This is a genomic window from Prosthecobacter fluviatilis (genome assembly GCF_042655725.1).
Taxonomy (GTDB): Bacteria; Verrucomicrobiota; Verrucomicrobiia; order Verrucomicrobiales; family Verrucomicrobiaceae; genus Prosthecobacter; species Prosthecobacter fluviatilis.
Genome location: NZ_JBHSMQ010000001.1, coordinates 947229 through 966320 on the forward strand (window position 1 = coordinate 947229; position 19092 = coordinate 966320).

The 19092-nt window shown below is 56.6% G+C and carries 21 protein-coding genes; 10 read left to right on the plus strand and 11 right to left on the minus strand.

Features of this window, described 5'->3' with window-relative positions:
- Positions 1-2 precede the first annotated feature (2 nt).
- Genes ACFQDI_RS03610 through ACFQDI_RS03630 form a run of 5 tightly spaced genes read right to left on the minus strand, consistent with a single transcriptional unit; the run spans position 3 to position 5601 of the window.
- On the minus strand, positions 3-1232 hold the full coding sequence (locus ACFQDI_RS03610) for a glycosyltransferase (protein WP_377163494.1): 1230 nt from the start codon (positions 1230-1232) through the stop codon (positions 3-5).
- A 59-nt stretch (positions 1233-1291) separates the two neighbouring features.
- Positions 1292-2443 (minus strand): hypothetical protein, encoded by a 1152-nt coding sequence (locus ACFQDI_RS03615; protein WP_377163496.1) that lies wholly within the window; start codon positions 2441-2443, stop codon positions 1292-1294.
- A gap of 36 nt (positions 2444-2479) precedes the next feature.
- The gene (locus tag ACFQDI_RS03620) at positions 2480-3454 is read right to left on the minus strand and encodes a glycosyltransferase family protein (RefSeq protein WP_377163498.1); all 975 of its coding nucleotides are present in this window, start codon (positions 3452-3454) and stop codon (positions 2480-2482) included.
- On the minus strand, positions 3451-4446 hold the full coding sequence (gene rfaQ / locus ACFQDI_RS03625) for a putative lipopolysaccharide heptosyltransferase III (RefSeq protein WP_377163500.1): 996 nt from the start codon (positions 4444-4446) through the stop codon (positions 3451-3453). The genes ACFQDI_RS03620 and rfaQ overlap by 4 nt, the downstream gene beginning before the upstream one ends.
- A 45-nt stretch (positions 4447-4491) precedes the next feature.
- Positions 4492-5601 carry a glycosyltransferase family 61 protein gene (locus tag ACFQDI_RS03630; protein ID WP_377163502.1) on the minus strand — a complete coding sequence of 370 codons (1110 nt, stop codon included), beginning with the start codon at positions 5599-5601 and terminating at the stop codon, positions 4492-4494.
- A 210-nt stretch (positions 5602-5811) separates the two neighbouring features.
- On the opposite strand from ACFQDI_RS03630, the gene ACFQDI_RS03635 reads away from it, so the two are divergent.
- The 4 genes from ACFQDI_RS03635 (at position 5812) to ACFQDI_RS03650 (ending at position 10239) form a co-directional block, all read left to right on the plus strand.
- The gene (locus tag ACFQDI_RS03635; RefSeq protein WP_377163504.1) at positions 5812-6633 is read left to right on the plus strand and encodes a hypothetical protein; all 822 of its coding nucleotides are present in this window, start codon (positions 5812-5814) and stop codon (positions 6631-6633) included.
- A gap of 43 nt (positions 6634-6676) precedes the next feature.
- Positions 6677-7510 carry a class I SAM-dependent methyltransferase gene (locus ACFQDI_RS03640; protein WP_377163506.1) on the plus strand — a complete coding sequence of 278 codons (834 nt, stop codon included), beginning with the start codon at positions 6677-6679 and terminating at the stop codon, positions 7508-7510.
- A 186-nt stretch (positions 7511-7696) separates the two neighbouring features.
- Positions 7697-8101, plus strand: a complete 405-nt coding sequence (locus ACFQDI_RS03645; RefSeq protein WP_377163509.1) for a type II secretion system protein — start codon at positions 7697-7699, stop codon at positions 8099-8101.
- A gap of 80 nt (positions 8102-8181) precedes the next feature.
- Positions 8182-10239, plus strand: a complete 2058-nt coding sequence (locus ACFQDI_RS03650; protein ID WP_377163511.1) for a prolyl oligopeptidase family serine peptidase — start codon at positions 8182-8184, stop codon at positions 10237-10239.
- Between the two features lie 14 nt (positions 10240-10253).
- Here the strand turns inward: ACFQDI_RS03650 and ACFQDI_RS03655 are convergent, their stop codons facing one another.
- Positions 10254-10463: a transposase gene (locus tag ACFQDI_RS03655; protein WP_377163513.1), complete on the minus strand. Its 210-nt coding sequence runs from the start codon at positions 10461-10463 to the stop codon at positions 10254-10256.
- A 261-nt stretch (positions 10464-10724) separates the two neighbouring features.
- On the opposite strand from ACFQDI_RS03655, the gene ACFQDI_RS03660 reads away from it, so the two are divergent.
- Complete coding sequence (locus ACFQDI_RS03660) at positions 10725-11663, plus strand: TPM domain-containing protein (protein WP_377163515.1); 939 nt, start codon at positions 10725-10727, stop codon at positions 11661-11663.
- Between the two features lie 3 nt (positions 11664-11666).
- Positions 11667-11873 (plus strand): hypothetical protein, encoded by a 207-nt coding sequence (locus ACFQDI_RS03665; RefSeq protein ID WP_377163517.1) that lies wholly within the window; start codon positions 11667-11669, stop codon positions 11871-11873.
- A 3-nt stretch (positions 11874-11876) separates the two neighbouring features.
- Here ACFQDI_RS03665 and ACFQDI_RS03670 read toward each other — a convergent pair whose 3' ends face one another.
- Positions 11877-12437 (minus strand): hypothetical protein, encoded by a 561-nt coding sequence (locus tag ACFQDI_RS03670; protein ID WP_377163519.1) that lies wholly within the window; start codon positions 12435-12437, stop codon positions 11877-11879.
- 5 nt (positions 12438-12442) lie between these two features.
- Positions 12443-12808 carry a HesB/IscA family protein gene (locus ACFQDI_RS03675; protein ID WP_377163521.1) on the minus strand — a complete coding sequence of 122 codons (366 nt, stop codon included), beginning with the start codon at positions 12806-12808 and terminating at the stop codon, positions 12443-12445.
- A 153-nt stretch (positions 12809-12961) separates the two neighbouring features.
- Between ACFQDI_RS03675 and ACFQDI_RS03680 the strand changes: the two genes are divergently transcribed.
- From ACFQDI_RS03680 to ACFQDI_RS03690, 3 genes are all read left to right on the plus strand, one after another.
- A complete protein-coding gene (locus ACFQDI_RS03680; RefSeq protein ID WP_377163523.1) occupies positions 12962-13282 on the plus strand; it encodes a hypothetical protein in 321 nt (106 codons plus the stop codon).
- Between the two features lie 2 nt (positions 13283-13284).
- Positions 13285-13767, plus strand: coding sequence for a hypothetical protein (locus ACFQDI_RS03685; RefSeq protein WP_377163525.1), 483 nt, complete (start codon positions 13285-13287; stop codon positions 13765-13767).
- 178 nt (positions 13768-13945) lie between these two features.
- Positions 13946-15322, plus strand: a complete 1377-nt coding sequence (locus ACFQDI_RS03690) for a Gfo/Idh/MocA family protein (protein WP_377163527.1) — start codon at positions 13946-13948, stop codon at positions 15320-15322.
- Between the two features lie 5 nt (positions 15323-15327).
- Here ACFQDI_RS03690 and ACFQDI_RS03695 read toward each other — a convergent pair whose 3' ends face one another.
- The 3 genes from ACFQDI_RS03695 to ACFQDI_RS03705 form a co-directional block, all read right to left on the minus strand.
- Complete coding sequence (locus ACFQDI_RS03695; protein WP_377163529.1) at positions 15328-15582, minus strand: chaperone modulator CbpM; 255 nt, start codon at positions 15580-15582, stop codon at positions 15328-15330.
- A 1-nt stretch (position 15583) separates the two neighbouring features.
- Positions 15584-16546 (minus strand): DnaJ C-terminal domain-containing protein, encoded by a 963-nt coding sequence (locus ACFQDI_RS03700; RefSeq protein ID WP_377163531.1) that lies wholly within the window; start codon positions 16544-16546, stop codon positions 15584-15586.
- Positions 16547-16613: 67 nt separating this feature from the next.
- Complete coding sequence (locus ACFQDI_RS03705) at positions 16614-17870, minus strand: MgtC/SapB family protein (protein WP_377163533.1); 1257 nt, start codon at positions 17868-17870, stop codon at positions 16614-16616.
- Positions 17871-17962: 92 nt separating this feature from the next.
- Between ACFQDI_RS03705 and hisC the strand changes: the two genes are divergently transcribed.
- Positions 17963-19057: a histidinol-phosphate transaminase gene (gene hisC / locus ACFQDI_RS03710; RefSeq protein WP_377163535.1), complete on the plus strand. Its 1095-nt coding sequence runs from the start codon at positions 17963-17965 to the stop codon at positions 19055-19057.
- Positions 19058-19092: the final 35 nt, after the last annotated feature.

Here is a 19092-nt window from a genome sequence, read left to right on the forward strand (position 1 = left end):
CGTCAGGGAGTGCGTTGCAAAACGCTTTGATAAAGGTCCATGTGCTGGTGAACTTGGCGCTGAGGTTCAAAATTTTGCAGTGCAAAACTGCGCGCTCTTTCGCCCAGTTCCTTCAGTGGCCAGATGTCTTTCTGGATGTCTTCTAGAAGGGCGGCCAGTGCCAGGTGGTCCTGGCTTGGGAATAGCAGGCCGCTCTCACCGTGGGAGATCCGCTCTGGAATTCCTCCCACGCGACTGGCCAGCACCGGGGTGCCCACGGCCATGGACTCCATGACGGTGAGTGGGCCTGTGTCTGCTTTTGTCGGACAGATGAAAGCGTCCACTGCCGCATATAACGAAGCGACCCTGTCGGTTTCGCTCACATATCCGGCGTTGCGTATGGTCAGATCTTTGATGATCGGTTGCTGGTTGGACTCATGTCCCCATATCAGCAGACCCAGTGAGCGGCAGTCTGCATGTGCTAGCGCGCGCCACAAGACGTCCATCCCCTTGCGGCTGTTGTTCCAGGTCGATCCGATGCCGATCCAGGTCTTGTCTGAGGTGAGGCCCCATTTTTCTGCTGCTGCCGCATGATCCTGCGGGCGGAAAAAGCCGCGGTTGATCACATAAGGAATCACCGCGCAGGGGACCTGATGGCGCGCCGCGTAATGGCGGACCACCCTCTGCACATAGGCCGAAGGGGCCACTAGAGTCAGATTTTTCCGCTGAGAGAAAAAGGCGTCACGTTTCTGCAGCAGCGCTGCACGTGACCAAGTGCCGATTTTATAGCGCTGCAGTTGTTTGTCCTCCCGTTCACTCCATGAAAAGGCTATGGCCTTAAGCGGCCAGAAATCATGCAGTGTCCATACGATGGGAATGTCTGCCGGAAGTTTTTGCAGGGTCGAATGGTCAATGTCTGCAGAGTGGATGTTGTGAACGTGAATCAGGTCCGGGCGTTCACGTTTCACTGCTTCCAGCAATGCGAGCTCGTTGCGTTTATGGCGCATCACGGAAGCGACTTTTTTCGAAAAGTTTTTGACGATACGCTCTACGAAAGGCCGTTTGCGATTCCGGTACAAGCTTTTTTCCTGCACGCTTGGCTGAAAAAAGGCAGGGGTGGCAGGTGGCGTGAAATGCCAGCGGTGCACTTCATAGCCTTCCTGGGCCGAAAGATCATTCGCCAGCAAATTCGGCACCAGGGCGGCTCCGCCCTGAAGGTTGTCTGACAGCAAAACGATTTTGTGTTTTTTCATGCTGTGTACAGGTGTTTTTCGACAGGGGGCATTGAGCAACAGATTTTCAAATGCTCTGTTTAGGATTCAAAAAAAGGCGCGGAGCAGTGGAAGACATTGGGGCGCGTTCCTGCTTTATACATCACCTTGGCCAGGAGGTTTCTGGCTCGGCGGATTAAGTTTGAATGGAGCGAGGAGTTTGGCTTTACCAAGGGGGGGGAATGCTTGGACGCGTAAACCAGCTGCCTGTAACTAAGGTCCAGAACTTCCTGCAATCTTTCTCTCTGGTGGCGCACTACCTCCAGTCTTAACGAGTTAGAATTCTCCAGTTGATTGATTTTTTCAGCGAGTTCCAACTCGCTTTCATAATAACAGTAAGGGGGCATCGGCACTCCGCCAAAGCAGTCAGTTGGGCTTAAGAAGCAAACAAGTCCTGCGGATATGGCTTCGATGAGTGAATTGCCTCGCGTTCCCCGGCCGCCAAGCTTCACGAAATACTTGGATTTCACCAGTGAATCGATGTGACCTTGGGTTGTATTGGGATGATACACCACGTTCTGAACAGTGCGTTCAATCAAGGCATCCAGGCCTGGAATGTTCTCCCTCCAGTTATGTCGCTTGGTCGGATGGCAGCTATTGACTTCGAGGTAGATGCCTGAGCGCTTTTCGTGTTTGCCAAATTTGCTTTCAATGAAAAAAGGATCAAGCAGCGTGTAAGGCATGTCGATGATTTTTCCCTGCGGCAAAGGTCCATTTGGACAATTGTGCGAAATCAAATAGTGCCACCCATCAACGCTGCATGGCAGTGTTCCTTCGCCGGGCATGCAAATCCAGGTCACGCCAGGGTGGGCAATTCGGATTTTATACGGAATGGCGATGTTGAGGCAGATGACCACATTGTACTTGCTCCAATTGACCGTTTTTGGATCCCTGGCATACTCCAATGGAATGCGTGTTGTTTGTGAATGTTCTCCCGGGGTTCCTTCACGGCGCTCCAGTTGCTGGCAAAAAGCAGGGGTGGCACGCTTGACCTGTGATGTCCTGAAAGCGTTGGACTTGCTTTCGTAATTCGAGTTCACGATAAGGAAATCGGCCTTCCAATTCGAAAGAAGTGCCAGGGGGCCCAGCCTCAAATGGGTATGCACAGCAAGAGCTTCCGGCGCCTCGTCAGGGGTGCCGACCCATAAGTCCTGATAACAGGCCTCTTTGACGATTGCTATGCTGATACTCATATTAAAGAAGTTTGCCGGCAGTAACTCTGCCGTTGGTCATTTCCCCACAAGATATGATTTCCACAACGGGTAGGTGATCGCTGTGGAGTAGTGCGCCTCAAAAACATCCCTTGCTTGGACGCCCAGCTCTTCACGCCTCTTGGTTTCTGCAATCAGCGACGTCAGGCTCGCATGCCATTCGGCAGGAGTCTTGGCGAACATTATAGCATCGGATTCATGGCTGAGCTCCAGCGCACCGGCTTGAGGGGTTGCTACCGTGGGAATGCCTGCTGCCATGTATTGCAGCGCCTTGATGGGCGACTTGCCTTGGGAAAAAGCGTCAGTGGGCAGGGGGAGCAGGCCGATGTGAAAGGTCTTCACCGCAGCCGCCTCGCCACCCTGTCGCCATGGCAGGTGAATGTAGGGCGTCTCTGCTGAAAACTGGGGCTGCTTGCCACAAAAGACCGCCAGTTCTACGGTCGGATGCTCACGCATGATCTGCGCAAGCACCGTTTCCAAAGATTCGAGGTATCGCAAGTTTACCGGGGCACCCGACCAACCAATGCGAACGCGACTGGCTGTATTAGGGACCGGCGGGGGCCAGTCTTCCGGCTTCAAAGCCATGGGCAGTACCTGCGTCTTGGCTCCGAGTGCGGAGAGATGACTGGCGATGTAATGGTTAGCCACCAGAGACATGTCGGCTGCTCGCACGATGCTCTGCAACCGGCGGTTAGTCCGCCAGCGCGTCAACCAGCTATGCTTGCGCCCGTGGGGGTGCCAGGTCGCATCATCGATGTCGAACAAGAGTCTTTTTGCGTGAGATCTGAGTGTCCGGACCTGGGAGGTGGAGAACAGTTTCTTTTGGACAAGCACGGCATCATAACCCGCAATGGTCGCTGGTGCCGGCATGGACCCAGGAGGTGAGATGTCGCACCCGATGTCATCCGCCTTCAGCATCTCCAGATACTGGATCACCCGGTAGTGGGTGCTGGCGCAAGTTGCGTCACCAAAGGGGAGGACAAGAATTTTCATGCGCTTGCGGAAGTGGGGAGCGCGAGAAAGCGTGCGACAGCGCTCTCGACTTCGTGCAGCGCGGAGATCTCGTCCGATTTGAAACGGACCACCTGACTTGGCGTTTTCCAGGGCCCCCAGTTTCCGACATTGGAGTCCGGGCCAAAAAGCGCCACCGTGGGGCAGCCTGTGGCTGCTGCCAGGTGCATGGCGGCTGTGTCTACTCCGACAAATACACGGGCTTCGTAGAGCAGCCATGCGAGGTGCCGCCAGTGCAGTTTTCCAGCGGTGCTGAGGCACTCCGGCCCGATGCCCTGCGTCAGCCGCTCGCCTTGTGCGATCTCTTCAGGGTCCGGACCCACACTGATGATGAGCTGGTAATTTTGGGCGATCAAAGCTTTCCCGAGGCTGATCCAATGCGCATCCGTCCAGCGCTTGCGCTGCCAGCGTGTCACCGGATGAAAAACAACCAGGGGTTTACCCGGGACAAGCGAGATGGGCGGTCGGCTGGTGCAGCTTTTTTCAAAGATCAGAGGGCCAGGTTCCTGCTGCGGCAGATCAATGAAGTCTTTCACATTCAGGAAATCAGCCTGCACCCGGTGGATGACCGACCAGTCGCTGCAGCCTATGTCGGTCAGGAACTGTCTCCACAGCCACTTGATAGGGTACAGGTAGGAATTGGCGCAGCGCATTTTGGCACCGCTCAATCCGACAATGGTTCTTCCCCGGTCATTGTTGCCCAAATCGACGGCCACATCATAGCGTTCGCTGCGAACTTCTGCCTGCAGGCGTATCGCATCCACAAAGCTCCAGACGGACCGTTTGCTTTTTTCTGGCGAAGCCGTGATGTAAATTTTCCGGATGTCCGAGCAGCCTTTTAGGATGCCTTCCGTTCCTGCCCGCACCAGCACATCGATCTGTGCTTCAGGGTAGGCTTCTTTCACCGCCCTGACCGTGGGCGTCAGCAAGAGGGAGTCTCCGATGTGGCGGAGTTTAACTAGAAGCAGGCGCATTAAAATATGATGGATGGAAAAAACGATGCTGAGGGACGGAAAAAACTACTGAATGAGCATTTTGACACGCTCAAGCATCTGGCGGAGAGCATCTGGCGGAAAGGTGAACGAGCCGTCCGCTGTCCGTGGTGTTTTGGAGTACAGCGAAAGAGCCCGATTGCCGCAGATAGTGGCCACATCACGGAAGGCGTCGCCCCAAGAGTCGGGACCATGGCCGGCATCCAGATTGATGAAGATGGAGCCTCTGGCGAAGAGCGATGTTGCCAGTGCCTGTCCTAGAGGACCGACGACAACCGAGGCTGATGAAATCAGATCGATCTGTTGATCCAAAGGGGTTTTTGAGAGCTGAATGGAGCGGCAGGAACCAAATACTTTTTCAATTTCAGCAATGGCTTCGTCCTCATTGATCAGGTAGCGGTTGGGGGCGTCTTTTCGGGAGAGAAACAGCGCGCGTTCCGTCTTGGCCTGAGAACGGTGGAAGAACTCGTTCATGGAGCGGTAATCCTGAGGGCGTGAGATGCAAGCATCCTGCCCGCGGAGTTGTGGGAGGTAATAGAGGTCTTTGCAGCGGGATGTGCCATCTCCGCATTCCAGAATTTGCTCTTCGCTGGCTCCGGTCCTAGTCAGATAGCGGGACTGCCATCTGAGGTGGCCTTTAGCCACCAAAATTTTAAAATGAGGGTTCGCTTCCTGCATTTTTTTTTGTGCAGCCAGCCAACGTGGCATGTGCTGAAACAGAAAATGACCGTGATTCTCATGGTCTCTGCCAGAGAGGTGAAACATTGGGGCGTTCAGCTTGGTGGCTCCGAGGTAGATGGGCGGTCGAACTTTTTTCAGAGGGAGCGTACCTAAACTTGGGCAGACCCGCAGCCATTTCCCATTCGCCAGAAACACGTTCGCCTGATCACCCACAACGGTGGCGTTTTCGACTCGGTATAGGTTGACGGAAGGCCACCGGATCAGTGTGGAGGTTTCTGTCTGTTTTTTGAAACGTGCCTCCAGTTCACAGGAGACCGATTCTTCACCGGCCTCGATCAGAGGCATCACGGTGACCTGTTTTGCGCTGCCCGGGTCTGACTCGATTTTGGGATACAAATGAACTGCTGCCCGTAGATTCGCATGAATGTCATGTATGCGTCGACGGAAGGATTTCATGATGTGAATGAAGTGTCAGCAATGAAAGCAGCTCTTGTTTTCCCCGGCCTGTTTCTCAGAGGAAGCGAAGTGAAAAGATGAGGCGTGAGTGGGTATTGGAGACAGGGCGGATTGCAACCCTGATTTGTAAAAAATAGACAATTCTTTGTGGTGCAACCAATTAACAGTTTGGTTTGCACCTCACCCCATTCAATTGAATGCTGTGCTTGCATGCCATCGAAGCCCAACACGCAGAACGTAGCCACGGTCATCTCATCTTGTGATGCCTATTCAGACCTGTGGCCTGTTTTCTTCCACTTTTTTTTCAAGCACTGGCCTGAATCCCCCTTTCCGATTTATCTCATCTCCAACCGTCGGCATTACAAGGATCCGCGTGTGATCACCGTCACGGTTGGTGAGGACAAAAGCTGGTCTGACAACCTCATCACCGCATTGCAATCGATCAAGGAAGAAAATTTGTTTGTCTGGCTTGATGACTTCTTGGTGGATCGCAAAATTGACACTGCGGAAATGCTTTCATGCGTTGAGCAGCTTGATCAAGTCGGGGGCAAATACCTTGCCCTGGACCAGTTTGGTGACTTGGGGGCTCCTGTTGAGGATGGCTGGTTGCGCCAGATCGAAGGGGGCAATCTTCGTGCAGGACTTAACCTGTCACTTTGGAAGAAGGCATTCTTGAGTCAGATCCTGGCTCCCAACTGTTCAATCTGGGCTGCAGAGAGCCGCCTGCGCAAGCTCAACCGAGAGGGGGAGCAGGGATTGTACTACATGAAAAATGAGGCTCCTGAAGTGGTGTCTTATGTGGAGGCGGTCAAAGGACAGTTTTGGAAGCCTCAAGGGGTTGCCTATCTGCGCGAGCAAGGGGTCAAGGCAAACCTGAAAAGACGCCCGTTTCCGCCTCAAGGAAACAATTTTGTGGCCAAGTTTTTCCGCAGTTGCTACAAGCGCAGGATGAAAGCGCAGTCAGCCAAAGAGGTTCGCGCTGCGTTGGATGGAAAAGGGTTGGAAGTGCTACCTCTGCAGGGCGCCTCTTGATCTGAAAACGGACTTTGGCCGCAGGCATTAGAATTTCAGCAATATGGAAGGTGACACCGACAATCAATCTTATGAGCTTCTCGACAGCGGCGGTGGCCGTCTGCTGGAGAGATTGGGGGCTGTGGTTTCTTCCAGAAATTGCAGTTCGGCTTGGTGGCGCCGCAGGCTGCCGGGTGGCGAGTGGCGCAAGGCTGTGGACATCAAGCGTGAGCTGCAAGGGCCTCTGAATCTGCGTATCGGCGCTCTTCGCTTTTTGCTAAGCCCTCAGGGCGGAGTTCGCAGCCTGGCCCCAGAGCTCCAGGAGCTGTGGGGAAACGTTATCGCAAACTGCACGGCTTTTGCTGACCAACAGCGGAGGCCTGCTCGTGTCCTCAACTTGTTTGGTGGCTCCGGGGGCTTTACGCTAGCTGCCGCTCGAGCAGGGGCGGCTGTGGCGCATGTGGATGCTTCGTCAGATGCTATCAAACGCGCACGTGAGCATGCTGCACTCAACACGCTTGCCAGCCGAGACATCCGCTGGATCGTGGATGACCCGGTGAAGTTTGCCCAGCGTGAGCGATCGCAGACAACCCGCTACGATTTGATTGTGATCGATCCGTATGTGAGCAAGGATGCCAAGCGCGGTGGATTTGAAATGGAGCGTGATCTCGCTGCCCTGCTGAGCACGGTCAGCGGCTTGTTGTCTGACAAGCCGGTGGGTGTTTTGCTTTGCTGCCGACAGGGCGCGGTTTCGCCCACGACTTTGCAGCATCTTTTCCGGCAGGAGTTCGGTGTTTTCGGGGGTGCTGTGGAAACTGGGGAAATTTTGCTCAAGGGGGCGGCTGGAGTCCCCGCGGTGCCATTCGGCGTATTTGTCAGCTGGTGCAAGGCCGCCTGAGAGCAGGGACTGCTAATCTGTCCCGATCATCGGGCTCGATTGACACCAGGAGCCTGCGCGAAATTCGGCAGGGCTTGAGTGCAGTTGAATATTTACTCAGTGGATCAGCATTCCCTGTGCGGGAACCTTGGAGGGTGGAGACGACAGAGATGCCCCCTTTTACAACCTGCCTCACTGATCAAGCCCATGAAAACAAGCCTTGTAGGCCAATCTCGCTCCGGGTTCAGCTTGGTGGAACTCGTGATTGTGATTCTCGTCATTGGACTCATCGCCTCAATCGTCATGCCCAATCTTGTCTTTGTCTCAGGAGAGGCGGACAAGGTGAAAGACAAGCGTAATGCTCAAAATATCATTCTGGCTTATACCACTGGCCTCGCCGCTGGTGTGGAATGGCCTGAGGGCAATGTGGCAGCACAAGTGTCGGCAGTTCTTGAAGGTCGCAAGCCGCCCAGTGGTTCACTGGCAAGCATGATGTTTCAATCGTCGGTCACAGCTGGCCAAGCTGCGAGAACCTATCAGTACATAGGCATTCGGGGCAATGGAGAACTCTTTTTTGATTCTTCGGGCGGTCAAAACCCCGCAGGAAATTGATCTTCTGAGAGTGTGTCATAGGCGTTCAAGGAGTGCATCTATTGGTTAAATTTGGCTCCTGGCGGCGTTTATGCTGGTTCATGAAATACTTTCTTCTTTTCTCCCTCTGGGCGGTGACGGCGCAGGCGCAGCTTAGTCCGAATGGTGCAACGGCTTCGTTCAAGGGCAGCCTGCCGCCAAAGCCTGTGGCGGCTCTTTCGGCAGAGCAGGAGGCGGGCATAGCCAAGGAGCTGGCGGCCGTGACCCAGTCCTTTAAGGCGGTGAAAAAGCACCCTCGCGCCGCGGATGCGGACATCTTTCTCAAGGCCGTGCGCTACGCGCTCGAGTTTGACGAGTGGTATGACAAAAAGTCCGAAGATGGTGTCAAGAAGGCCATGGCGCTGCTCGACGAGGCGAAGAAGCGCATCGCCTCGCTTGCTAAAAATGAAACGCCGTGGATGAACGGCAGCGGGCAGAAGGTTCTGGGATTCTACTCTAAGATCGACGATTCACCTCAGCCCTACGGAGTTGAAGTCCCTGAGGGCTTGGAGTTTGGCGCAGGCAAAAAACCGGTCCCCATGTGGATCTGGCTGCATGGTCGCGGGGATACCGCCACCGACCTGCCTTTCGTTTACTCGAGGCTCATGGCGAAAAAAACAGGGCAGTTTCAGCCGGCAGGCACGATCGTGATTCATCCCTTTGGGCGTTACTGCAACGGCTGGAAGAGCGCGGGGGAGACAGATGTCTTTGAATGCCGTGACGATGCCATGAAACGCTTCAATGTGGACACAAACCGCGTGGCGTTGGCGGGCTTCAGCATGGGTGGCGCGGGCGCATGGCACATGGGCGCTCATTATGCCGATCAGTGGGCCTGCGTGCACACCGGCGCTGGCTTTGCCGACGTCAAGAGGTATCAAAAACTCACGCCCGAAAAATATCCTGTCTGGTATGAGCAGAGTCTGTGGGGCGTTTACGACGTGCCGGACTACGCGCGGAATTTCTTCAACGTTCCGCTGATCAGCTACAGCGGCGAGGTCGATGCCCAGCGTGACTCAGCGGAGTACATGATGGAGGTGCTTGCAAAGCAGGATCTGCATCCACCTCATCTCATCGGTCCGGGGATGCCGCATAAATACCATCCTGAAGTCATCAAAGAGGTGCAGGCATGGATTGAAAAAGCCGTCGCCAGCGGACGTGTGCTGTTTCCTGACGAAGTCCACATTCAGACAAAGACACCCTTTTACGGTCGCATGAAGTGGCTCAACCTTCACGGCATGGAGGAAAGCTGGAAGGAGGCGCGCCTCGATGCACGGGTGGTCGATGGGCAGACGATTGAGATCAAAACACAGAATGTCACACGCATCGTTTTTTATCCGCCGCCCCAAGCGCGGAAGGGCGGGGGATCTTTGAAGGTGATGATAGACGGTTCTGAGTTGAAGCTGCGGGTTGGCCCGTTGTCGCCGCAGTTTGAGACTTTCATGAGTCCCGGTCCCAAGGTGGCGGGTGCGCTGTGCCGTTTGATCAAAGAGAATGGCGTTTGGCGCGACTTTGGCAATGAGGAGCCTTTCCAGCACGAGGGGCCGGCTGGCGGCAAGGCAGGGGCTCATCCCGGTCCGATGGACGCCAGCTTCATGAAGCGTTTTCTTGTCGTGCTGCCGGACGGCAAATCGTCCTCGCCTGCGGTTGATGCCTGGGTGAATGCCGAGTCAGCGCATTTCATCCAGCGTTGGAAGGGCCTCATGCGGGGGGAAGTGCGTGTGGTGAAAGCATCGGACGTGGGGGATGTTTACGAGGCCGGCAAAATGCAAAGCCTCATTCTTTGGGGGACTCCGGAATCAAATTCCTGCCTCAAGCAGATAGCAGGATCTCTGCCGCTGCAATGGAATGCAGAAAAGATGGCTATGGCAGGCCAGTCTTTTGATGCAAAGACCCACGTGCCGCTGCTGACCTACCCCTGCCTGAAATCCCCTGGCTTCGAAGTCGTGGTCAACACCGGCCTCACCTTCCGTGAGGCGCATGACAAGACCAACTCACTGCAAAACCCCAAGCTTCCTGACTGGGCCATCCTGGAAATCAGCCAGCAGCCTGGAGCCGAGTCAGCCGGCAAGGTGGTAGCCGCAGACTTCTTCGATGACCACTGGCAGGTGAAGAAGAAATGATGCGAGCTCAGGTTTCACGCCGAGCGATTGCGCGGCATGCACGGAGGTAGCGGCGGGTACAACATGTCGAGCGTTGATTCCCGCAGCCAGCCACGCAGGGAGGGCTGGTTCACCCCCAGGCGCTGGGCTATCTCGCCAAAGTTTTCTCCGAGACGGATCCTGGAACGTGCGGCAGCAACGATGGCGGCTTTTTCTGCGGGTGAGTAACGAGATGGGCGTGGCATGGTGTTGTGTTTTGTGGGAAGTGACCTGGCATCATTTCCATCAGCAACTCCCAGCCCATCTCTCGATGCCACGTAGTCCCCAAATCGCGCAAAGCTGACGCAATTTGTGCAGGGGGCGTATTTGGCCAGCTACGGACCAAGGCTGCGAGACTTCCATACACCATCCCTGAAACGCCTGGCAGTGCGACTACAAAAACAGGTGTGTTTCGCAGGTGCGCTGTTCGTATTTTAGGTCATGCTCCGCTCGTTCCCCCCCCCTCCATGAACACTCTCACTCGTCGTTTACTCCTTCCCGTCCTCGCCTGCACGCTGCTGCTCGGCGTTGCAGGGGCCCGCGCAGCAGGTGGCATTCAAGATGATGGAGCTTTTTTCTCCGAATTCGCCAAGGTGAATGCTGCAGGGACCATCAAGGACGTCGCAGCAAGGCTTCACAAAGACATTGCGGTACAAACTTTTGCTTCGGTCCCAGAGGACATGAAGGCAACCGTGCTCCAGCCCAGCAAGGCTTCTGCCAATCAGGGCTTTTCCAAATGGGCCGATCAGCTCGCCCGTGAGAAGGGGGTAAACGGTGTGCTCATCCTTCTGGTCAAACAGCCCGCTCATTTGCAGGTTGTTGTCGGGACGGACACGCAGCGGCAGGCATTCACACTGCTGGACCGCGAGACTCTCGTTAAGCGCATGCTCGGACAGTTGCGCCAAAAAAAGAATGATGATGCACTCATTGATGCTGTGAATTTCATCTCCACGACCATGGGCGCGCATCACAAAGGTGTTGCGGCTCCATATGCTTCCAAAACGCATTCTGCACAGCAGGGCGCGGGCTCCTGGTTGCCCACGATCGGCATTGTTCTGCTCATCTGGCTGGGCTTCAGCCTCATACGAGGTCTTTTCCGCGCCATGTCTGGCGGCACCAGCGGTGCAGGCGGCGTGGGCCAGCCTTCTTACGGCGGCGGTGGCTTTCTGCAAAACATGATGGGCAGCATGTTTGGTGCTGCGGCTGGCATGTGGATGTATGACCAGTTCTTTGGTTCGCACAGCTCTGCCGCCTCTTCTTTTGGCGCAGACTCGTCAGACGCCACTCCGCACGACTCCGGATTTTCCGGCATTGATACGGATTACACCAGCTCAGGCGGCAGCTTTGGCGATGATTCTGGCAGCAGCTTTGATGGCGGCGGGGATTTTGGCGGCGGCGACTTTTAAGCCATGAGCCGCTACGCCAGCAATCAGGACGTGGTCTGTTTCTTTGCCTCCCATGGCATCGAAGTGACCCACGTTCGTCGTGAAGGGGGACTGCGTCACTTGCGTGTTCAGTCCCGGCCGCTCACGCTCCCCATGGATGCGAGCCCGGACGAATGCCTTCGGCGTGTTCGCGAAAGTATCGTCGACACAGAGGTCTCGGATAAAAAATAGAGCTTACATCAAGCCCAGCAGGGCCTCACGCACCTGGGCCTGCCATTTCCCAAAGTAGGCAAGATGAGCCTGCAGGATTTGCAGGTCAGCGAGGGCTGTCATATCGCCGGCGCTAAGGCGGGCGTCATAGGCTGGCAGGCTCGCTAGCAAGGTGGTGCGCTCTGCATCCAAGGTGGCACCAAGATCCTCAAGCTGTTCGCGCAGACGCATTTCTTCCTGAGCCAGCAAGGCCTTGGCGAGTGCGGCCGTGGCGTTCTGTTTGCGCTTGAGAAAAGCGGTGGTGCTTTGCAGCGCAGGGCCAAGTTTGCTGAAAAGCGACATCATCGCCTCGTTGATGGGGACCGTGCGCCAGGGCACAGAATGCAGCTCAAGCAGGTGCTTCAGCCGTTTCTCCGGAGCCTGCAGGGTTTCGTAAGCGGTGTTGATCTCCGCCGCCCGGATGGCATCACCTCCAGGCTGGTCGGGGTGTGCGCTGCGACTCGCGGCCAGCCAGGCCTGCTGCAGAGCATCGTCATCCAGCGCGGCGATGCGGGGCAGCCCCAGGAGAGAAAAGGCGTTCGACATCTTTCTCAGGCGGAAAAGCTTTCGCCACAGGAGCAGGTGACGACGGCGTTGGGGTTTTTCACCTTGAAGCCTCCGCTTTGAATGTCGTCACTGTAGTCGAGTTCGGACCCAGAGACAAACAAAGCGCTCTTTGGGTCGATCACTACACGCACATCGCTGGAGGTGACCATGATGTCGCGGTTGGCGGGCCCATCGACCAGATCCATTTTGTATTGCAGGCCTGAGCAGCCTCCACCCACCACGGCCACACGAAGGGCTCCGCTTTCTGCGCGGCCCTGCTTTTTGAGCAGGCCCAGCAGGCGGTTGGCGGCGTTCGGCAGCACCTTGATGAGCTTTTCATTGCCGATTTTAAAACTGGGGGCGGCGGTCATGGGGCGGGACTTATAACGCAGGGATCGAATGAAAGAAAGCAAAGCGTCGCACTGTCAAGCTCACTGGGCGGATTCTATTTTGCCGCATGAGTGGATTATGCTTGCCTCATCAGCGGATTTTTGAGACCTAAAGGGAACAACTTCAATATCTCCATGAGCGCATCCGAGGTTTTACCTCTCCCACTGCAACTCTTCACTCTGAAAGACGGCCTCGTCGCCAGTGACAGTGGCCAGGAGGCTGTGAACAATTACGCCGCCGACTTTCAGGGACTCAGGCACTTTGGACTGAAAGTAGGCGAATGTCTTGACCTTGGAGCCCCGTGGATGGGAACTCTCCAGGAAGATGACTTCACTTTGAATTTTGCTTATTTCGACGCTGGTACCGATGCTAAAGATCCCGGAGCTGGGGCGCTCATCGGTGAACGGACGCCGATGTTCGAACTTCTCACCCGCGCCAATTCAATGGAGGCATAACCATGGCAGCATCCATCACTCCCTCTCTACGGTCTGCTCTCGAACGGCTGAAGCACGCCGGTTCCGTCAATGGTCTGCTGCTTTGCTGGCGGCGGCAAATACTGATCAACCTGCTTCCTTTTGAGGAGTTCCGTGCCGAACGCCTCCTCCAATGCCTGCATGATGCCCGCGCTCATTTTGGCAGCGGGGGGGATCGGGATGTGAAAACCTTCTGGTTCGGGTACGAGGGCGTGTTTGTCCTGGCGCTTTTCCAAGGGGAGTGTCTCCTGATCACGCTGCATACCCATGCTTCGGAAGTTGACTTCATGCGTCGTGCCGGCCTGACCTTTTTGGAAGACACTCAGCTTCTAGTGGATGCGCTTCTCCAGCCCTCGCCTGATGATGAAATCAGCCGTATCGAGACGCAGCCGCTCAGCCCCATGGAGGACGGTGGGCATCCGCCGCAGTCTTCTGGGCTGACAAAGGTGATTCCCCGCCACGCCTGAGCCTTTTCTTCATCCTGCCGTGAGCTGTTTTGAGAAATGTGTGATCCGGCAAACTCTGGCTGCCTGTTAGTATGCTCCTAATGACCTGTTCATGAGACCGGTGCAATCTGCCCTTTGCTGAAAGGTTTGCCGTTCCGGTGGCGAAATCTCTGCTCTGTTTACAACCTCATCCTTTCCCATGTCTGATCCAGCTGCCACAGCCTTTTCTCGTCGTCGTTTTCTCAATGCCAGCGGCGGGGCGCTTCTCGCGCCTGCTGTTCTGACTTCCGCAGGCTCCTTGCTGGCGCAGCAGAAGGCTGACTCCAACGAAACCTTGAAGATTGGTCTCATCGGCTGCGGCGGTCGCGGGACTGGCGCGGCGGCACAGGCGCTCGGAGCAGATTATAACTCAAAAATTGTGGCGATGGCTGATGCCTTCGACTCACAGATCGAAAACAGCATCAAAAATCTCTCCACCCAGTTTCCTGACAGGGTTGATGTAAAGCCAGACAAAAAATTTACCGGTCTCGATGCCTACCAAAAACTCATCGATTGCGGAGTGGACGTCGTCCTGCTTGCCACGCCGCCAGGGTTCCGCCCGCTGCACCTGACTGCTGCGGTTGAAGCCGGAAAGCATATCTTTTGCGAGAAGCCCATGGCGGTGGATGCAGCCGGCTATCGTGTGGCCCAGGCAGCGGTCGAAAAAGCGAAGCAGAAGAAGCTCAACCTGGTGGCCGGCTTTTGCTGGCGCTATTCCACCAGCCGCATCGAGTGCTACAAGCGCCTCCACGAAGGGCAGATTGGTGACATCACCAGCATTCTGGCCACCTACTATGCTGGTCCGGTGAAAGTCATGCCTCCAGCCGCCGGTCGCCCTGCGGGAATGGGGGATGTGGAGTGGCAGGTCCGCAACTGGTACAATTTTTCCTGGTTGAGCGGGGACAGCATCGTCGAACAGGCAGTTCACAGCCTGGATAAGATCTGCTGGGCCATGAAGGATGCGCCTCCGGTCAGCGTTATCGGCACCGGGGGGCGCCAGCGAAAGGCGGAGGGTGGAAACATCTTCGATCACTTTCACTGCGCCTATGAATGGGAGGGCGGAATCATCTGTCACCTCACCAACCGTCAGATCAACGGCTGCCACAACGAAGTCATCGACAACATACAGGGCACCAAGGGCAAGCTGGTCATCGGCAAGGGCTCTGCGCCCTACATCGACGGTGAAAAGCGCTGGCGCTGGCGTGGTGAGGAGAAAAACATGTACGACCTGGAGCACCAGGCGCTCTTCAATGCCATCCGCAAAGGCGAAGTCATTAATGATGGTGATCGCATGATGAGCAGCACGATCATCGCCATCATGGGGCGCGAGGCCGCCTACACAGGTCAGAAAATCCTTTGGAAGGAAGAAGCCGCCGCTGAAGGTGGTGGCAAGGATGCGAAAGCGGACAAAAAACCGTCGCGCACAGCCTTGGCGATCATGTCCTCAAAGCAGGATCTTGCGCCAGACAACCTGCAGTTTGCCGACCATTTTGAGCCAGGGCCTTTGCCCATTCCTGGCGAGACGCAGTTTGTCTGAGGAGCTCAGCGTCTGGAGCGCAATTCTTGGCGCAGCTGTTCGACTTCGTCGAGCAGCTGCGTCAGCAGCTTCAGCCCTTTAAGATTCATCTCGCAATTTTCCCTGAGGTGCTCGAGGCGGCGCAGGGTGCGCAAGGTGTCATCATCAAGATGATCGGAAATCATGCCGTTCTGCTGATACTGCACGATCATTTGCGTGGAGACACCGGTTGCCTCCGCAAGGATTTCCAGCGAATAAGTCTGCGGGGTATGGTCGTTCATCTCAGGCGCGTGGGTTGAAGGTGGAGGCACTGCGCAGCTGCTCCCACAGCTTGCGTTCGGCATCGCTGGTCTTGTCTGGCAGCACGATCTGCAGTTTCACAAAAAAGTCGCCGCGCTCGGCAGTCTTGCCTTTGGGCAGGCCGCGGCCGCGCACACGCAGGCTCTGGCCGTTTTCACTGCCTGCTGGGATTCGTAGTTTGATGGAGCCGTCCAGAGTCGGCACGATGATCTCCGCACCCAGCACGGCCTCCCATGGAGCAATGGCGAGATCATGATGCAAGTCGGCCTCCTGAGTGGTGAAGTCGGGATGCGCGGCATGGCGCACGCGCAGGTATAGATCGCCTGCTTCTCCTCCATTGCGTCCGGGCTCGCCCTGGCCAGGCACCCGGATGCGGCGGCCGTCCGTAGCCCCGGGCGGGATGCGGACTTCAAAGCTGTGTGTCTGCACCGCTCCCGTCTGGCGGTTCACAGTCTGCAGTGAAATCGGCCGTTGGGTGCCATGCATGGCTTCCTCAAGAGTGACGAGGATGTCGCCCTCAATGTCATGCCCGCGCCTTGCTCGGCCTTTCCTGCTGCCGCCAGACGGGATTTCTTCTTCAAAGCCCTGCGGGAAGCCATAGCGGCTGCCGCCACTGAAATATTGCTCGAAAAAGTCGCTGAACCCCGTGCCTCCAAAGTGAAATTCTTGCTCACGGCCGCCAGCTCCAGAGGGGGGCGGTTGGAAGTCGCCAGCTTCTTGCCAGTTGGCTCCCAGGGTGTCGTATTTCCTGCGCTTTTCGGGGTCGCTTAGCACTTCATTGGCTTCATTGACCTCCTTAAATTTGGCCTCCGCCGTTTTTTTGTCCTTCGCAGTGTCGGGGTGGTAGAGACGGGCCAGTTTCCGGAAGGCCTTTTTGATGTCGTCCGCGCTGGCATCACGCGGGACACCCAGGGTGGCGTAGTAGTCTTTAAATTCTGCGGGCATGGTTGGAAATAATTACGTGGCACATGAGGATGTCGTTGTGAATCATCCTGCATTCTTTGGCCGGAATTCAGTGCCAGAGTGTGAGAATGGCCGCGCCTCCGGCGACAGACAGCAGCAGGCCCAGCAGTGCAGGTTTGATGTAGGCACGCGAGCCGAGTATGATCACGAAAAACATCTTGAAGACGAGGTTGGCCATGCCGCCGACGAGAATCATGCGCCAGGCGACGGACGTTTCAAGATGACCGGTGGAGACCAGCCGGGAGGTGGAAAGAGTGATCGCCGACATGTCCGGCAGGCCGGAAAGAAACGCCGCCACATACAGCCCGGATGAACTGTTGTGCTGACGTGTGTAGGCCACGACGACCAGCACCAGCGCGTAGAGCAGGCCTAGGAAGACGGCGTTTTTCAGTTCAGAGGGCGGAGGCTCATCCACCGGCTGCGTATCTGTTTTTTCAGCGAGTCGATGCGCTACGGCGGCGATCAGAGTCACCCAGAGCATCATGGCCGTGAGCGGAGGCAGGAGTTCACGGATGTGTTCGGAGGCAACGATCACCACCTCTGCCAGCAGCCGCACAAAAGCCACGGCTGAGGCAATCAAGGCCATGGCAGCGAGCGAGCACTCGCCCCGTCTGGCAGAGGCGCTGCGGCGTGCACTACTCGCCGTGGTGGCCGTGCTGGAGACCAGGCCGCCCAGAAGACCGGCCACGACAGCACCCTTGGCACCTCCCAGATACTTTTCTGCCATGTACGCTGCCAGACTAATGCCGACGATGAGCACCACAATCAGCCAGATGGCAAAGGGATTGAGCACACCGAGATAGCCCATCTCACGGTTTGGCAGCGCAGGCAGGATGACCAACGCCAGCAGCACCAGGCGCACGATGGCTCGCAGATCGTCTTCGCCAAAGCGCCTCACCATCGTATGCAGCGCCTTCTTGCTCTGCAGCAGCGCCATGACTCCACCGGCGATCATTACGGCGATCAGCCGCTCCCCGAGCATGATGATGATGCCCGTGACAAACATCACCAGCATGGCCATTTCAGTGGTGAGGCCGGAGTCTGGCTCGCGCGTGGAAAGGCTAAGCCAGGTGCTGAACACCACGATGCAGGCAAAGGCGACGAGACCTGCCGCGACCACCCATGTGCCGTAGGCGTTTCCGAGCAGCCCGGTCAATGCGCCAAAAAGGGTTAGCAGCGCAAAGGTGCGGATGCCCGCCACGCGGTTCTGCACCCACTCGCGTTGCAGGCCGACGAGCAGCCCCAGCCCGGTGGCAGTGCCGAGGGACAGGAGCAGTTCGGAGGTTTCAGGCAGGCTGGCAGGCATAGGGGTTTAAAACGAAGTCTGAGCGGAACTTTACACGGACTTGCCTTCGACGCCATCCCAGTCCAAGAAATGGTCCTATTACGCCTCCAACCATGTCCATCTGGAACTACGCCAACCCACAGCTCAAAGATCTCGTCGCCTACGAACCCGGAAAGCCCATCGAGGATGTGGCCCGTGAACGCGGACTGAAGCCGGAGGACATCATCAAGATGGCCTCCAACGAGAACCCTCTGGGCCCTTCGCCCAAGGCCATCGTGGCCATGCAGGAGGCTGTGAAAGAGGTGCACATCTATCCTGACGGCGCCTCATGGAAGCTGCGCAATGCCCTGGCGGAGAAGTTTGGCCTGGAGATGGGCAACATCATCATGGGCTGCGGATCCAACGAGGTGATCGAGTTCATCGGCCACGCCTTCCTCAAGCCGGGGGACAACATCATTACCGCCGAGCACGCCTTCCTGGTGTACAAGCTGATGGCCAAGGTCTTTGGCGCTGACACCATCGAGGTGCCGGACCCCGGTTACGTGCACGATCTGAACGCCATGGCCGCCGCAATCACGCCAAACACGAAGGAGATCTTCATCGCTAACCCGAACAACCCAACGGGCACGCTGGTGACGCAGGAGCAGATTGACCGTTTCATGGACAAGGTGCCGGATCATGTGGTGGTGGTGTTTGACGAGGCCTATTATGAGTTCCTCGACAATCCGCCGGACACGCTGAAATACGTGCGTCAGGGACGCAATGTGGTGGTGCTGCGCACTTTCTCCAAGATCCAGGGCCTCGCGGGTACGCGCGTGGGTTATGGCATCGCCAACAAGGAGCTGATCGACGTGCTGCAGCGCACGCGCCAGCCCTTCAATCTGAACTCCATCGCGCAGGCCGGTGCACTGGCCGGCTTGCTGGACGAAGAACACCAGAACAAGACCAAGGCCATCACTGACGAAGGCCGTGCCTACCTGCAGAAGCAGTTCGGGGAAATGGGCCTGGAGTATATCCCGAGCTACGCCAACTTCGTCTTGGTGAAGGTGGGCGATGGCAACGCCGTCTTCAAAGGAATGATGGACAAGGGCGTAATCGTCCGCGCCATGGCCGCCTACAAACTCCCCGAATGGGTGCGCATCAGCATCGGTACCATGCCGCAGAATGAGCGCTGCATCGAGGTGCTGAAGCAGGTGCTGGGGAAATAGACCCCAGCTGCGTCCAGAACAGGCACTTGTGCCGG

Coding starts and splice junctions, on each gene's coding strand:
- ACFQDI_RS03610 (WP_377163494.1), bottom strand. CDS start 1,232: ATGAAAAAACACAAAATCGTTTTGCTGTCAGACAACCTTCAGGGCGGA.
- ACFQDI_RS03615 (WP_377163496.1), bottom strand. CDS start 2,443: ATGAGTATCAGCATAGCAATCGTCAAAGAGGCCTGTTATCAGGACTTA.
- ACFQDI_RS03620 (WP_377163498.1), bottom strand. CDS start 3,454: ATGAAAATTCTTGTCCTCCCCTTTGGTGACGCAACTTGCGCCAGCACC.
- rfaQ (WP_377163500.1), bottom strand. CDS start 4,446: ATGCGCCTGCTTCTAGTTAAACTCCGCCACATCGGAGACTCCCTCTTG.
- ACFQDI_RS03630 (WP_377163502.1), bottom strand. CDS start 5,601: ATGAAATCCTTCCGTCGACGCATACATGACATTCATGCGAATCTACGG.
- ACFQDI_RS03635 (WP_377163504.1), top strand. CDS start 5,812: ATGCCATCGAAGCCCAACACGCAGAACGTAGCCACGGTCATCTCATCT.
- ACFQDI_RS03640 (WP_377163506.1), top strand. CDS start 6,677: ATGGAAGGTGACACCGACAATCAATCTTATGAGCTTCTCGACAGCGGC.
- ACFQDI_RS03645 (WP_377163509.1), top strand. CDS start 7,697: ATGAAAACAAGCCTTGTAGGCCAATCTCGCTCCGGGTTCAGCTTGGTG.
- ACFQDI_RS03650 (WP_377163511.1), top strand. CDS start 8,182: ATGAAATACTTTCTTCTTTTCTCCCTCTGGGCGGTGACGGCGCAGGCG.
- ACFQDI_RS03655 (WP_377163513.1), bottom strand. CDS start 10,463: ATGCCACGCCCATCTCGTTACTCACCCGCAGAAAAAGCCGCCATCGTT.
- ACFQDI_RS03660 (WP_377163515.1), top strand. CDS start 10,725: ATGAACACTCTCACTCGTCGTTTACTCCTTCCCGTCCTCGCCTGCACG.
- ACFQDI_RS03665 (WP_377163517.1), top strand. CDS start 11,667: ATGAGCCGCTACGCCAGCAATCAGGACGTGGTCTGTTTCTTTGCCTCC.
- ACFQDI_RS03670 (WP_377163519.1), bottom strand. CDS start 12,437: ATGTCGAACGCCTTTTCTCTCCTGGGGCTGCCCCGCATCGCCGCGCTG.
- ACFQDI_RS03675 (WP_377163521.1), bottom strand. CDS start 12,808: ATGACCGCCGCCCCCAGTTTTAAAATCGGCAATGAAAAGCTCATCAAG.
- ACFQDI_RS03680 (WP_377163523.1), top strand. CDS start 12,962: ATGAGCGCATCCGAGGTTTTACCTCTCCCACTGCAACTCTTCACTCTG.
- ACFQDI_RS03685 (WP_377163525.1), top strand. CDS start 13,285: ATGGCAGCATCCATCACTCCCTCTCTACGGTCTGCTCTCGAACGGCTG.
- ACFQDI_RS03690 (WP_377163527.1), top strand. CDS start 13,946: ATGTCTGATCCAGCTGCCACAGCCTTTTCTCGTCGTCGTTTTCTCAAT.
- ACFQDI_RS03695 (WP_377163529.1), bottom strand. CDS start 15,582: ATGAACGACCATACCCCGCAGACTTATTCGCTGGAAATCCTTGCGGAG.
- ACFQDI_RS03700 (WP_377163531.1), bottom strand. CDS start 16,546: ATGCCCGCAGAATTTAAAGACTACTACGCCACCCTGGGTGTCCCGCGT.
- ACFQDI_RS03705 (WP_377163533.1), bottom strand. CDS start 17,870: ATGCCTGCCAGCCTGCCTGAAACCTCCGAACTGCTCCTGTCCCTCGGC.
- hisC (WP_377163535.1), top strand. CDS start 17,963: ATGTCCATCTGGAACTACGCCAACCCACAGCTCAAAGATCTCGTCGCC.